11 protein-coding genes are annotated in these 15891 nt (G+C 35.7%); 6 read left to right on the forward strand and 5 right to left on the reverse strand.

All coding sequences use genetic code 11. The annotated features are described in order from the left end of the window. Positions 1–127 precede the first annotated feature (127 nt). The 5 genes from clpB to DDY94_RS05120 all read left to right on the forward strand — a co-directional run bounded on the left by clpB (position 128) and on the right by DDY94_RS05120 (position 6418). A complete protein-coding gene (gene clpB, locus DDY94_RS05100) occupies positions 128–2734 on the forward strand; it encodes an ATP-dependent chaperone ClpB (protein WP_111682959.1) in 2607 nt (868 codons plus the stop codon). A gap of 163 nt (positions 2735–2897) precedes the next feature. Then, positions 2898–3761: a TraB/GumN family protein gene (locus DDY94_RS05105; RefSeq protein WP_111682960.1), complete on the forward strand. Its 864-nt coding sequence runs from the start codon at positions 2898–2900 to the stop codon at positions 3759–3761. A gap of 301 nt (positions 3762–4062) precedes the next feature. Next, a complete protein-coding gene (gene deoC / locus DDY94_RS05110) occupies positions 4063–4725 on the forward strand; it encodes a deoxyribose-phosphate aldolase (RefSeq protein WP_111682961.1) in 663 nt (220 codons plus the stop codon). A gap of 28 nt (positions 4726–4753) precedes the next feature. After that, positions 4754–5452, forward strand: a complete 699-nt coding sequence (gene deoD / locus DDY94_RS05115; protein ID WP_111682962.1) for a purine-nucleoside phosphorylase — start codon at positions 4754–4756, stop codon at positions 5450–5452. Between the two features lie 75 nt (positions 5453–5527). Beyond that, positions 5528–6418, forward strand: a complete 891-nt coding sequence (locus tag DDY94_RS05120) for a histidine phosphatase family protein (RefSeq protein ID WP_111682963.1) — start codon at positions 5528–5530, stop codon at positions 6416–6418. Here DDY94_RS05120 and DDY94_RS05125 read toward each other — a convergent pair. The 5 genes from DDY94_RS05125 to DDY94_RS05145 form a co-directional block, all read right to left on the reverse strand. After that, the gene (locus DDY94_RS05125; RefSeq protein WP_111682964.1) at positions 6404–7159 is read right to left on the reverse strand and encodes a DUF6503 family protein; all 756 of its coding nucleotides are present in this window, start codon (positions 7157–7159) and stop codon (positions 6404–6406) included. The genes DDY94_RS05120 and DDY94_RS05125 overlap by 15 nt on opposite strands. A gap of 297 nt (positions 7160–7456) precedes the next feature. Beyond that, a complete protein-coding gene (locus DDY94_RS05130; protein WP_111682965.1) occupies positions 7457–9163 on the reverse strand; it encodes a hypothetical protein in 1707 nt (568 codons plus the stop codon). A 141-nt stretch (positions 9164–9304) separates the two neighbouring features. Beyond that, entirely contained in the window at positions 9305–11524 is a 2220-nt protein-coding gene (locus DDY94_RS05135) for a BspA family leucine-rich repeat surface protein (RefSeq protein WP_111682966.1), read from the reverse strand. Between the two features lie 213 nt (positions 11525–11737). Beyond that, the gene (locus DDY94_RS05140; protein ID WP_232817820.1) at positions 11738–12355 is read right to left on the reverse strand and encodes a response regulator transcription factor; all 618 of its coding nucleotides are present in this window, start codon (positions 12353–12355) and stop codon (positions 11738–11740) included. Between the two features lie 44 nt (positions 12356–12399). Beyond that, positions 12400–15198 carry a sensor histidine kinase gene (locus DDY94_RS05145; protein ID WP_111682968.1) on the reverse strand — a complete coding sequence of 933 codons (2799 nt, stop codon included), beginning with the start codon at positions 15196–15198 and terminating at the stop codon, positions 12400–12402. A 166-nt stretch (positions 15199–15364) separates the two neighbouring features. Here DDY94_RS05145 and smpB point away from each other — a divergent pair, with 166 nt between their 5' ends. Next, a complete protein-coding gene (gene smpB, locus DDY94_RS05150; RefSeq protein WP_111682969.1) occupies positions 15365–15823 on the forward strand; it encodes an SsrA-binding protein SmpB in 459 nt (152 codons plus the stop codon). The last annotated feature ends 68 nt before the right edge of the window (positions 15824–15891 follow it).

Genomic DNA, 15891 nt, shown 5'->3' on the forward strand with positions numbered 1-15891 from the left:
ACAAAACGTCACCCGAAAGCACACTATATCAGTCATTTTGTCGTTTTTTTCTTGCCAATCTTCAATGGTAAGATTATTGAATAAAGATAGTCAAACACAACAAAAAAATTGAATAACATATAAAAAGATGAATTTTAATAATTATACCATAAAGTCACAAGAGGCTATACAAAGAGCACAGCAGATCGCTCAAAGTTATGGCCATCAGCAAATTGAAAATGAACATATTTTCAAGGCACTTTTTGATGTTGACGAAAATGTATTACCATTCTTACTTAAGAAGCTGAATGTTAATATTCCTATTCTTCAACAAATATTAGATAAAGAATTAGAGAGTTTCTCAAAAGTTTCAGGAGCAGATCTAATGCTTTCTCGTGAAGCTGGAAAAGCATTAAACGAAGCGTCTATTATTGCTAAAAACATGAATGACGACTTCGTATCGATAGAGCACCTCATCTTGGCAATTTTTAAAACGAAAAGTAAAATCGCTCAGATATTAAAAGATCAAGGTGTAACTGAAAAAGGCCTTAACGCGGCTATTCAGGAATTGAGAAAAGGAGACCGAGTAACGTCTCAAAGTCAGGAAGAAACCTACAACTCTTTAAATAAATACGCGAAAAACCTTAACCAATTGGCACGCGATGCCAAACTAGATCCTGTTATAGGTCGCGATGAGGAAATCCGTAGAATTCTTCAGATTCTATCACGTAGAACAAAAAACAACCCGATTTTAGTAGGTGAACCCGGAACAGGTAAAACAGCCATTGCAGAAGGTTTAGCCCACCGCATCATTGATGGTGATGTTCCTGAAAACCTGAAGGACAAGCAAATTTTTGCACTCGATATGGGTGCCTTAATCGCTGGTGCTAAATTTAAAGGTGAGTTTGAGGAACGTCTGAAAGCGGTTATTAAAGAGGTCACAACGAGTGAAGGCGATATCGTTTTATTTATTGACGAAATTCACACTCTAGTTGGCGCTGGTGGTGGTCAAGGTGCTATGGATGCCGCCAATATCTTAAAACCTGCACTAGCACGTGGTGAATTGAGAGCAATTGGTGCTACGACCTTAGATGAATATCAAAAGTATTTCGAGAAAGACAAAGCTCTTGAGCGTCGTTTTCAGAAAGTAATGGTTGAAGAACCTGATACTGAAAGTGCAATTTCCATCTTAAGAGGTATTAAAGAAAAGTATGAAACTCATCACAAAGTTCGCATAAAAGATGAGGCCATCATTGGTGCTGTAGAGCTTTCAAACCGATATATCACAAATAGATTCCTTCCAGATAAGGCCATTGACCTTATGGATGAGGCAGCTTCAAAATTAAGGATGGAAATCAATTCAAAACCTGAAGAACTCGATGTTCTCGATAGAAAAATTATGCAACTTGAAATTGAGCACGAGGCCATCAAACGTGAAAAAGACGAATCAAAATTGAAGTCTCTAAAAGCCGATTTAGCAAATCTCAAAGAAGAACGTAATGAGCTTAATGCCAAATGGAAAAGTGAAAAGGAAATCGTTGAAAACGTTCAGAATATAAAGCAGGATATCGAAAACTTTAAGCTTGAAGCAGAGCGTGCTGAGCGTGAAGGTAATTACGGAAAGGTTGCGGAGATCCGATACGGAAAGATTAAGGAAGCTACCGAGCAACTTGAAAAATTCCAGAAGCAGTTAGTTGAACAACAAGAAACAGCTCTGATCAAAGAGGAAGTTACTTATGAGGATATTGCTGATGTTGTGGCCAAGTGGACGGGGATTCCGGTAACCAAAATGATACAAAGTGAGCGTGAGAAATTGCTAAAACTTGAAGACGAACTGCACAAGCGCGTAGTCGGGCAAGAAGAAGCCATCGAAGCTGTAAGTGATGCCGTTAGACGCTCTAGAGCTGGTTTACAAAACCCACAAAAACCTATAGGTACTTTCTTGTTCCTAGGAACTACTGGTGTTGGTAAAACAGAATTAGCAAAAGCTTTGGCGGAATATTTATTTGACGATGAAAATGCCATGACACGCATTGATATGAGTGAATACCAAGAACGTCATGCGGTTAGCAGACTTGTTGGTGCGCCTCCAGGATATGTTGGTTATGATGAAGGTGGCCAGTTAACTGAAGCCGTGAGACGTAAACCTTATTCGGTGGTTTTACTAGATGAAATAGAGAAAGCACATCCAGACACCTTCAATATTTTATTACAGGTATTGGATGAAGGCAGATTGACAGATAATAAAGGTCGTATCGCTGATTTTAAGAATACCATTATTATCATGACATCCAATTTAGGAAGTCAGATCATTCAAGAACGCTTCGAAGCTACTAAAGATATTCCAACAGCCATTGAAGGTGCAAAACTAGATGTGCTAGGCTTACTGAAACAAAGTGTAAGACCAGAATTTTTAAATCGAATTGACGATACCATTATGTTTACGCCACTTTCAAAAGCTAATATTGTGGATATTGTTGGTCTTCAACTTAAAAGCGTTACTAAGATGATTGCAAAACAAGGAATCACATTCGATGCTACACCTGAAGCTAAGGCGTATTTAGCAGAAAAGGGATATAATCCTGAGTATGGTGCGAGACCTGTAAAACGTGTGATTCAGAAAGAAGTTTTGAATCAGTTAAGTAAAGAAATACTTGCAGGACGTGTCACTACGGATAGCATTATTTTGCTTGACGAATTTGACGATAAATTAGTTTTTAGAAATCAAGGCGACCTGGTCGTTGAAGAGTTATAAACAGACTGTAACAAACAAGCTAGTTATCAGTCTATAATATGATTGGTTGGTTTAAGCAACACTGAAAATAATTTGAAAAGCTATCGAATTTTGGACGTGTTGCTTTCCTTTTGTAACAAATTTGATCTCTAGGCTACAAATGGAATAAAAAATAATACATTAAATGAAACGAATCTTATCGCTAAGTATTGTGGCACTATTATCCATAGTTGCTACATATGCACAGAAATTAGAAAATTCAACACTTTGGAAAATTGAAGGAAACGGCTTAGAACAGCCATCTTATTTGTTTGGTACAATCCATCTTACCTGTGATGCAACCATTGAAGCTGATGTTCAAGAAGCCTTAGATCAGACGTCTAGAATTGTCTTGGAGTTAGACATGGATGACCCCAATATGTCGCTCAAAATGATGAAGGGGACTTATCTTCCGGATGGGCAGACTGCTAAAGATTTTGTTTCAGAAGAAGATTTTGTTGCCTTAGACTCCCTTTTTACAAAAAATATGGGAATGTCGATGAAATTGATTTCTAACGTTAAGCCATTTTTCTTAACGTCAATGCTTTATCCAAAGTTAATTGACTGTCCGATGCAATCTTTTGAGTTAGAGCTTATCAAAATAGCTAAGGAACAAAACGAAGAGATCGATGGATTAGAAACCATTGAAGATCAAATGAAGGTTTTTGAAGATATTCCTTTGGAAGATCAATACGCCGACTTAGTGCGAATGGCTAAAGAAAATCTTGAATATGATAAAACACTATTTGCTAAAATGCTAGATGTCTATAAAAGCGAAGACATTGAATCCTTATTAAGCATTATGGATGATGAAAGCTATCAGACCGTTTCAGACCATCAGGATGTGCTTTTAGAAAATCGTAATAAGAATTGGATCTCTAAAATTGAAGATTACGCCAAAGAGGAACCTACATTTTTTGGTGTCGGAGCTGGTCATTTAGCAGGAGAAAATGGCGTGATTAATTTATTGAGACAAGCCGGATACACCGTAACCGCTTTTGAATTATAAATCATTAATAAAATGAATAAGCCTCAAGTTTTTGAGGCTGTTTTTTTCATTTAAAATAGGTTCATTTTCGAATCAATTTAAGCCCTTGTTTTACAGATATTTGTCTATGAAGTGAATTATTTTTCGATGAAATGCACAATAATATTTTAGTTTTAACGTGTATTTTAACGGATAAATCATTAATTTTATCGAGCTATTTAATTCCAACACGACTTATTACTTAGTTAATCTTGTCTAGTTTTCCCTCCAACTGAAAGGGAATTACTATAGTTAATTATTTTATAAACCCTACTTATAATAAATGGATTTAAATAGATATATAGATCATACATTATTGAGTCCTACAGCGACTGAAACAGACATTCTTAATCTTTGTGAAGAAGCATTAAAATATAATTTCTATTCGGTATGTGTAAATAGCAGCTATGTACCTTTTGCAAAACAAGCCTTAGGCCGTTCAGATGTAAAGGTTTGTACTGTAGTTGGTTTTCCCTTAGGAGCCATGTCTACTGAAGCAAAAATATTTGAAGCCAAAAAAGCCATTGAGCAAGGTGCCTCAGAAATAGACATGGTGATGAATATTGGTCGCTTGAAAAGTAAAAACCACGTAGCAGTACTCAAAGATATCAGTGATGTGAAACGGGCTATTGGCCTTACACCTCTAAAGGTTATCTTAGAAATTAGTGAGCTATCGAAGAATGAGATTGTAAAAGCTTGCGAAATTTGTATCGATGCCAAAGCCGATTTTGTAAAAACCTCTACAGGATTTTCAAAAAGTGGTGCCACACTTACTGCTGTAAAGATCATGAAAAAGAGTGTAAAAGATCAATTGAAAATAAAAGCTTCTGGTGGAATTAGAGATGCCGAAACTGCCTTAAAATATATAGAAGTCGGTGTTCATAGAATTGGTGCTTCATCGGGAGTTGCCATGATGACTAATCAAACATCACATTCTACCTATTAGTTTCAAACACTTTGCTTAACTTTATGGCATGAGTGTACATATCGGTGCCAAAAAAGGCGAAATTGCAGAAACCATTTTATTACCAGGAGATCCCTTAAGAGCCAAGTGGATCGCTGAAACTTTCCTTGAAGATTACTTTTGTTTCAATGAAGTAAGAGGCATGTATGGCTATACAGGAACTTACAATGGTAAGCGTATTTCAACAATGGGAAGTGGTATGGGAATTCCAAGTATTTCGATTTATGCTAATGAACTCATTAAAGATTTCGGCGTAAAGAATCTTATTCGCGTTGGAAGTGCAGGGTCTTACCAGAAAGAAGTAAAGATCAGGGATGTGGTCTTAGCCATGGCGGCTTCATCAACATCAGGTGTTAACGAGCTGCGTTTTGGTGGCGCTGATTATGCACCTACGGCAGATTTTGGATTATTTATAAAAGCTGTTGAAGTAGCAAAATCTAAAAATATTCCAATTAAAGCAGGGAATGTTCTATCATCAGATGAATTCTATGAAGACGATATTGAATCTTATAAAAAATGGTCCAAATTTGGTGTTCTATGTGTTGAAATGGAGGCTGCTGGTTTATATACTGTTGCTGCAAAACACAATGTAAATGCTTTAGCGATACTCACTATTTCAGATTCACTTGTAACTGGAGAACATACCACAAGTAAAGAACGCGAAACAACCTTCAAAAGCATGATGGAAATTGCTTTAGACCTAGCGTAGAGTTATTTAACATACTTTTTGAATCTCATCTCCTTTTCTAATTTATCTTTGAAGGACTAACTATTAGTTCTTATTATGAAATCGATCATCACTACCCTATTGCTCCTATTCACGTTTATATCTTTTAGTCAAGATACTTCTGATAAAGCACAGATTGAAGCTACGCTCAATAATTATATTGACGGATTTTATCAAGGTGACACCACCAAATTAAAAGCCGCATTAAAACCAAGACTTTATAAATTTGGATATCTGAAAGATAAAGAAACCGGCGAGTATAAATACTATCAGCATTTAAGTTATGAAAATGCACTGAAGCTTGCACAAACACTTAAGGATCAGGGACGCACAAGAGATGAGACTAAAATGCGTAGTGTGAAAGTGCTTGAAATTAGCAATCATATTGCAGCTGCAAAAGTGACCGCCGCTTGGGGTCTAGATTATGTATTGCTCTCTAAAGATGATGGCAAATGGTTAATTGAAGAAGTGATATGGGAAGGACCATTTGAAGAAAAATTTATTGAAGAACCAAAAACCACAACTTACTATTTGATAAGGCATGCTGAGAAGGATAAATCAGATATATCAAATAGAGATCCACACCTCACTGAAGACGGCGAAAAACGTGCTAAAGAATGGGCTAGCACATTTAAAGATGTCGAATTTGACATGATTTATTCTACAGATTACAATAGAACAAAAGAAACGGCAAGACCAACAGCAGAGATGCATAATATAGACATTACCTATTACGATCCTCGAAGTATGAAAAAAGAAGATTTTTTAAAAGAGACTGCCGGTAAAACCGTTCTAATTGTAGGTCATGGTAATACAACACCAATGTTCGCTAATTTACTATTAGGTGATAAAAAATACGAGCAAATGAGTGAGGACAATAATGCCAATCTTTATATTGTTACAATTACTGAAGATTCAAAAACTTCAACATTGTTAAAGGTCAATTAATTCAACCTCAACATTTTCAAGTTCTATTTTAGATAATAAGATCAATTGATCATTATCAAAGGCCTTACCTAGGTTTTCAAGACTTGTAGATTCGTCTTCAGGTTTATAATTGCTATAATCTACAAAACGTAAGCCGTCTATAAATCGTTCGTTATAGGCTTTTCTAAAACGTAATCCCTTGCCATCATCCTCATTAAAAGAATAGGCTAAATAGTCGGGTTTAAAACTCTCTTTGTTTACCCAATAAATAAAGACATCTTCAAAATCTTCACCACCACCATTTTCACTGAAAGTCACCTTAATTTTGAAGTAGTCCTTTTTCTTAATCTGCTCCGCGCCTATAAGCTCTTTGTTTACAGCAGCGTCGTTTAAACCAAAAGGTAAAACTGAAAAATAGTGAACAGAATTTACCGAAGCCGAATAGACCGTTTTAAGGGAGTCCGACAAGGCTGCTCTATCGTTGTTTACGAAGCGTTCAAATCCATTATTCGACAAGAGGTCAAATACCGAATCTTCTTCTATTTTAAACATCCGGATCAATGAAAAATTACCTTTATTCCTTCTCGCTACATAGTATTTATCCCTGAAATTAAAACGAATCACAGATGCTTCAAACTTTTCACCACCAGAAATTTCAATAGACTTGTTGATTATTTCGTCAGCCGTAAGTGTTTCGACCTTCGCATTTTCCTGACAGGACAACATCAAAATTGCAACTAGGATAATTGAAATATACTTCATGAACTTGTAGAATATTATAAGACTTCAAAATTGCAATTTATTTCTCAAATACCACCACTTTAGGGTAGTTGATTACTTGTGAATTGTTATTAGGTTTATTAAAAATAAACGCACTACTATGAATACTTTCACAACAATTTCTACAAAAATTTTGTCATTATCCGTTCAATCTTCTTTTGAATTAGGACAACAAGTCGGAAAATTTGTTTTCTACTTGGGTATTTTAATATTGATTATCTACTTGGTTAGACGATATAAAAAGCGCAATAACAACTAATTTATTTCAGAAATCTATCATTACATTTTTTTGCAACTGATACGCTGTCTTTGGTCTGCACCTCCCCATTTCTGAGGCGCGGACCAGCCACCACTTCCATTTTTAAAACTTCTGAAGGAATAGGTCTGCCAACCACATTTACCATCAGCTGTGGTATAAGTGAAAGATGCCTTCATTTCGCGATAGGGTTCTTCAAACGTTGGCTTAAATAGTTGCCAGTCTTTTTGAATATAAGTCTTCTTGAATTGCTCTTGAAATCCTTGTCGATTCATTTCTGAAATCAACTGCGCCTCTAGTGCACTATTACTCAATTTAGCGGTTGGTAGCGGTGCTGATTCTAATAATTTATCCATTTGAAGTCGTTCTACATTCTTGTAATAATCCGGTCCCTCACCTTGAGCTAAATCAATTTTAAAACTCCCCTTATACTCTACATAGCCCGTTTTTGAACCAGAAGACTTTATTTTAACGTTATAGGTTTTGAGTCGTTCAGATTCGAGGCTGAGACCACGTGCCATCAGAATTGGCGTTATATTTTTACATTTTGTTGGAATTCTCAAATCTGAATCCGCATTAGGAATGAGCACAAATTGAACATAACTCTGATCCTTATTTACATTATCATCTATAGAAACCTCATAGTTTGAATAGCTCGATACTTCCCACGATTCGAACCTACGATTTAAGAAATCGCCTTTAGTATCTTCCACCTCAATAGCCATTGTACCACCTTTCCCATAGCCCTTCCAGCTACTTACAGCATCTTTTATAGACGCTGGTAGATAAATTGTAGCTATGATAGCATCTCCAGGTTTAAAGGTTGGATTAATCTCAACACTGCTCTCATCTCCTGGCGAAAACCTTGTTCGTGTAAAAACAACTTTTTTCAAATTTTCCTTATGAAAATCGGAGGTGAAAATATCACCCATATTGGCATTCGCCTTAGACAATTGCTTGTCTGCAAATGCCAATAGCCGATCTACATTGCTATTATCACCAGCAATATTCTTCAATCCGGTTGCCGCTTTTTTCACAGTAGTTGCCATAGCTATCAACTGGTCTGGCGAATCGCTATTCACCTCGTCTAACTTATCCATCAAATAATCTACTAAGCCTTCACGATCAATAAAAGCGCTATAGTCATCTAAAATAGATTTTACCTCCTCTGCCTTTCTGTGATTAGAGCTTTCAATTTTGCGATAAGCCTTTTCACGATTAAAATTTGAAGCCTGACTGATAAAATCATCATAGATCATCCCGAAACGCTCTGGTTTCGATGGTGTGCCTTCCACACTGTAGTATCGCCCTAAAAAATAGGCGATCTTAGAAAAATATTCGTCATCACCTTCAGTTTCTTGGGCATCAGATTTTAAGGCAATTATACGTTGGCATAGAGATGAAATATCGGCGTTGGGCTCCTTTTTCAAAAGACTACCTAAATAGCGTTCGGCATTTGCTATATTTCTTTCTGAACTTTTCGTGAGACCCCTAGAGACAAAGCTTTCTGCAAGTTCTATTTGCTTAACTACGTTTTTATATAAGGTATAAGCCTTACTAGCTTCAGTAATTGTTACGGTTCCATTGTTGTCGCAAGGATTTGATGTCATTTTATTTTCAGAATTAGAGGTTAGTGTTTTTTTAGCCTTTTTTAAATTGAATTGCCCCTGAATAGACCAACAAATTGAAAGACTAAGAAGGAAGAATAATACAGGTTTAATTGATTGCATAATTACATTGATTTTCAATAAATGTATTTATCAATCACGGTTGGTCATCTACCCTAAGCGGGTAGTTTTAAAAACATAAAGCACGCTTAACCAAAAAGTAGCGTGCTTTACTGACATTTACAGAATTAGTGATTTTTGCCACTAAGTTTTCACCAGTTTAATGGTTGTTACGCTATTATCAATTTCAATATTTACAAAATAAATTCCCGAGTTGAAACCACTTATATCAATTGCTGAATCTTTCCTATAGTTGATGTTAGAATAAACTTGTTTCCCTGAAACGTCGTGGATTATTACCCGAGATTCAGATATATCAAATCCAGTAATATGAACTGTTGAATTTGATGGATTCGGAAATAATTTCACTTGCGAAAGTTCAATATCATCAATGGATAAAGTTGGGCATGCTCCGCCGTCATTGATAGTCCAGCCATCAGAATTGATCATATTATTTCTTGCGTTTTGAGCCGCAATGGAGCAGTATTGTGAACTACCTGCTTGAAAGGTCACATTAGGCTGTAGATTTTGTGCTTCCCAACCGATCAAGATGGCATCGTAATTAGGACTAGAAAGCGTAACACCGTCGAACATAAAGTCGAGATCTGTTGCGCCTTCAACGTTCCAAGATCCTAAATTTTGATCAAAGGAGGTTGCTCCAAAAAACATTCCGGCCAACCCAGCACCAGTGATTGAAGAGGTATTCCAATTACTTACATCACCATTAAATGCTGTTGCAAAGGCAAACATAGTATTCATGTTAGTGACGTTAGACGTATCCCAATTGGTTAGATCTTGATTGAAGGAAGAAGCGAACGCAAACATAAAATTCATATCCGTAACATTAGATACGTTCCATGTTGAAATATCACCATTAAATGACGTTGCACCCGAAAACATTGCATTCATATTTTGGACGTTTGACGTGTCCCAATTACTAAGATCTTGATTAAATGAGGTTGCACCGTCGAAGAGTAGTTTCATTTCAGTAACATTTGAAGTATCCCAATTATCTATATTATCGTTCATCGATGTTGCATTCAAAAACATACTGTCCATACTTAAAACGTTGCTTAAATCTGGTGTATCTGTTGCATTAATAGATAAATTTTCACATCTATTAAATGCTCTAACCATGGAAGTCCAAGGATTCGTTCCCCATTGATCTACTGAAATTATCTTACGGTTATCGCCGCCTGAAGAGGCGTGCGATATTCTTGGAAAAGTACCTCTAATTGCAACGGTATAAATTCCAACAACTCCATAATCATGAACGATATTTCCGGTAACTCCGAGATCATCAAAAATTCCATCATTTTCCCAATCAACATCATAGTTATAAGTTTCCCCTGAAAAAGTCGGGATGGTAATAGATGTGGAATTTGTAAGGCCCGGAAGGTTAGTCTGCCATGTTGTAATAAATAAATAAGAACAGTCTTGACCAGCATCAATAATAATCCAACCATCAGAGTTAATAAGATTTGTTCTAGCTGCTATGGCTTGTGGTGAACAATATGTAGAACTACCCGCATCGAGCGTTAGATTGGCATTTAGATTTTGACTATCCCATCCAATTAATAGATTATCATAATTCCCTGTTGAAAGTCCGGCCATATTAAACATCAAATTAAAGTTTTGGACAGTCTCCACATTCCAAGATCCTATGTCCTGATCGAAGGCAAAGGCACTATTGAACATGTTAGACATATTTGTGGCATTAACCGTATTCCAGTTGCTTATATCCTGATTAAAAACCACGGCTTCAAAAAACATACCTGCAAAATTAGTTCCGCTAGAAACATCCCAGCTCCCAATATCTTGATTGAAGGAAGTGGCTGCTCCCAACATACTCGAAAAGTCAGTGATGGTAGAAACATTCCAGTTACCAATATTTTGATTAAATGATGGGCAGTTCGAAAACATACGTCTTAGACTTGTAACATTCGATAAATTTGGTGCATCGGAAGCATTTCCTGCGAGGTTTGAAGCTCCGAAAAACGCATTTTCAAAAGACGACCAGACAATGTTTCCCCATTGATCGATGGACAACAATTTATCTTTATCACCGCCATTATTAAAATAGATTCGTGGGAAGGTACCACGGATGCGTATGGTATACGTTCCAGGTGTTCCAAAATCAAAAGTGGCATTACCAGTATAACCAATATCAACTAAATCATAATTCCCATCATTATTCCAGTCGACATCGTAGTTATAGGTTTCTCCAAAAAATGTTGGAATTGTAATTGAAGTAGAATTTGAAGTCCCTGGATTATCAGTTTTCCAAGTTGTAATAAATTCATTTTGAGCAAACCCAAATAAGGTTAACAATAGAGTAAAGCAAGAAAGTAAAATTTTTTTCATAAGTAGAATGTTTGAAATTCATAAACAAAACTATAGGATAGGCAAAGCGAGGCATCTACCCTAAGCGGGTAGTTTTAAAATAAAAAAGCACAGAATAAATCTGTGCTTTGATGAATTTCATTTGGTTATTACTAACTAAATCCAATATGAAAATTACTCTAAATGTAATACGTTTATTACGACTGGCTGTCGCCAAAATGGATAATTCATTATTTAAATTAGGCGCTGGTCGCTAGCCTTTTTAAGGGCATCTTCCTTACTATTAACCTGCAGCTTCTCATAGATGTTTTTTATATGAAATTTTATCGTGTTTCTACTAATAAATAAGGCCTCCCCAATACTTTTATAACTCTTTCCTGTGGCTAATAAATTTAGTACCTCAGTTTCACGATCCGATAAAATTGAGCGTGTGGCTTTTTTAAATGAATCTACCACCATCCGTGCAATTTTTATACTCATTGGTGCACCACCAGAAATAAGTTCTTCCAGAGCTTCAACAATTTGATTACTCGATGCATTTTTAGTGAGATACCCTGTAGCCCCAGAGCAAAGCGCGTCGAAGACCGTTTTGGAGTCTTCATAAACGGTCACCACTAAAACCAGAAGGGAAGGCTTTATATCCTTCATTGCTTTTGTGGCATCAACACCATTCATTTTTGGCAATTCAATATCCATTAAAACAATATCTGGCGCATCAGATCTAAAATGCTGAAGTGCTTCCTCTGCGTTGTGATAAATATTCTGAACCTTAAAACCTACAGCACCATTAATTACGGTTTTAAAACCTTGACTTAAAGAAATATTATCCTCAACAATTACAACTTTCTTCATTATTACAAAGGTAGGGTGATGTTTTAATTATTATAGCTACCCCTTTATGGTAGTTTTCCAATAAACTTTATGTTTGTACCGTCATGCTTTGACGAACTAACCTCCAAATTACAGTCAATTTTTTTAGCTCTATTCTTCATATTATTCAATCCATTACTACTTACGTTGAACGTTTCAAAACCTACACCATCATCTGTAAATTCGATGATTAACTGGTCGTCTTCAAGATTAAATATCATTTTTGCGCATTTCGCTTCCGCATACTTAACCGTATTTGTGATGGCTTCTTTAAAAATAAATATAATTTGCTTACTCCAATAATGGGGTAATTTAATGTTATGATTTGCTTTAGATTGTACTTCAAAATCAATTCCAAATTGATGTAAATAATCCTCTGCAAAGTCGCTCAAATACACCTGTAATTCATCCAAATAATTGCTTTTCTCCTGAAGTGAGAAAATAAAGTCTTTAGTGCCTTTGTACAGATAATCAGCGTCGGTTTTAATGGTTCTAACAATAGCGCTTTCTTCAGAAGCTACCTTTCCAGAGAGTACATCAGACAAAAGTGAAATACTAGCCAGTTTATTCCCGAGGTCATCATGAAAATCTTGTGCTATATTATCTCTAACTTCACTTAACTCCTGCTCTGCGGTGATGCGCTTATCAATTTCGTTTTGAAGAGCTTTCCGACGATTTGCTTCGGCTTTCAATCTTGAGTAAAACAGTAGGGCCAACAAACAGGTAGAGCCTAAAACAAACAATAGAATTACCCACCAAATTTTATACCATGGTGATTTTATTTTGAAATAATATGGAGCGCTATATATCCAATCACTATTGTCTTTTCTCGACCTAAACTGCAACTGGTAATCGTCGTAGGCGTAAGAACTAAAGTCTAGTGTATTATTAGAACTCTCAGTTGTAATCCAGTCTTCGCCATTCAGTTGGTACTGTGTCACAATTCCTACATTGCTAAAGGAAATGGTATTTATTTTGAATTCGGTATGTACCTGTTTGATATCAATCTTAGGTGAAGGTGTTTTGTGAAGATCATTTTTGTTAACTATAGAAATCCCATTTTCGCCAGCTAACCAAAGGGTTTCTCCAACAGAAAGAATGCTATTAATGGATAAGGATTTTAATCCGAAGGATTTAGAAAAATTGAGAACCTCATCATTATTAATAACCGACAACCCACCCTGAGTAGCTAAATAGAGAACCTCATCACTAAAGATATCGTTTATTCGTTCGTTTTCTAAACCATTAGATTCGTTATAGAGCGTCTGGCGATTATTTGAGAAAATCACTAAACCCTTATCGGTTAAGATGTATTCCTTATTTTCAGTTTCGCAATGACCATTAATACGCTCGGTTTGGTTTATAAGCTGAAATTCTGCATCGTTATAAAAACGTTTTGTTTCGGGATTGTAGTTCCATTTTCCTTTATTGGTATAAAGTGCCAACTCATTTTTTTCATCTTTAAAATCGCTTATAATAATTTCATTATCGGAGTAAATTGGATACTCGTTTACAAAAATGGTATCCTCTTGCCGAATGATCCCGAATTTAGACTCTCCCAGATAGCGCCCCTTAATTGCCTGTACTTCTTCACGATTAATTTGTTCCGTTAAACTTAGGGCCGAGATCCTAATTTCGTCATTTACCAAAGCGATTTTTTTTGCAAATCCATCAATTGTGAAAGAATCTACCAAGCTATCACCATCAAATTTATAGACCTTAGAAGGGGTTAATGCGTATAAATGTGATTTGTGTTTTTTCAAATCGAGTACATACTGGTTGACTAATTTTGAAGTGATCTTAGGATTTGAATAGTACAAACAATAAACACCATCGCCAAAGGTGGTAATCCACAAATTTCCTTCAAAATCGAAAGTCGCATCAGATACGGTTGTGGTGATCGCCAAACTTTGAATGAGATCTACAGTTTTTTTGGTAGAACAATCGTAACTAAATATTCTCTTAAATCCATCTTTGTCTTGAGCTAGCAGCACAAATTCGTCTTTATTTGATGGGGACAACAGGATTTTTGAAATTCTATAATCCTCAGTGATTTCAGGAATATGATAGATTTTATTAATACCGCTTTCCGAAGTAAAAATTAGTCGATCATCACTAGCACAGATGTAATTATTTACACCTAATTTTTTTATAGCAGAAATACGATAGCTATCTAAAAAAGGAAAAACTGATTCGGTGGAATGATCACTATTTAAAATTCTAATACCAAAAAAATCATCTTTAAACCGCCCTTGATCATGAAGAAAAAGTGTATCACCGACAATACTGACATCAACCAAATTGAAATCCAAAACTACTTCGTTATGCGTTCCAAAAACATTGTTGCGTTTGTAGCCCAATTTTTCGAAAATTGAATCTTTCAGATTGTAGAAAAAATAACTACTCCCAGAAAAACCGAATACATTACTCCCATTAGTTTTTATGTCATAAATCTTACTGTTTTGATCGGAGAATTTACCACTTTTCCTAATGGTATCATTTTCTAAAAGATGCAGGCCTCTTCCCCAAGTTGAAATTGCAAAAGAATAATCAGGTAGTTCTACAATATCCATTACATAATTGGATAATAATCCGTCTTTTAGTCCATAATTGGTGAACTTTTGACCATCAAATTTTGAAAGTCCATCGTCAGTTCCAATCCAGATATACCCTTTAGAATCTTGTATAATATTGTAGGTTATATCGTGTGTTAAACCGTCTGATGCTGTATAGCGTGCAAACTTATTCTGTGCATTCAAAAATGTAAGCTGAAAGACACATATGGTTAAAAGTGATAGGCGAGAAAGATTAACTAGGTTTATCATTTCCTCTAAATAAAATAAAAATTTGCGACCTTCAATGCGTTAAAAGCTTCTTTTTAATTTCATTTTATAAACAACTACCCCATTGGGGTAGGCATCTCGAAGAAATAATAGTCTCTACAGTGATTTCAACGATGTGATTATCAAAATTTATCTACCTTTGCCGTCCATGCAAAAAACGGTCAACATACTCAATAAAAAAGCTAAATTTCAATATGAGATATTGGACAAATACACGGCTGGAATTGTACTTACTGGCACCGAAATTAAATCGATCAGAGCGAGTAAGGCATCTATTGCCGAAAGTTTCTGTGAGTTCAATGATCATGGTGAGCTTTTCGTAATCAATATGACCATCGAAGAGTATGTCTTTGGAAATTATTATAACCACAAACCAAAAGCCGAACGTAAACTTTTACTTAATAAGCGCGAACTTAAAAAACTTGAAAAAGAAGTAAATGTGAAAGGTAATGCTATTATTCCATTACGTCTTTTTATAAATGACAAAGGGCTAGCCAAATTAGAGGTCGCATTAGCCAAGGGGAAAAAGCTATACGATAAGCGCGAAACCATTAAAGACCGCGACAATAAGCGCAACCTAGACCGCATTAAGAAAAGTTTTCGATAACTTTAAGATTGCTATAACTTTTCTTACATAAATTTTCTTCTATGTTTGAAACAATATAAGCAACCATT

The sequence above is a fragment of the Winogradskyella tangerina genome, from assembly GCF_003260205.1.
Classification (GTDB): domain Bacteria; phylum Bacteroidota; class Bacteroidia; order Flavobacteriales; family Flavobacteriaceae; genus Winogradskyella; species Winogradskyella tangerina.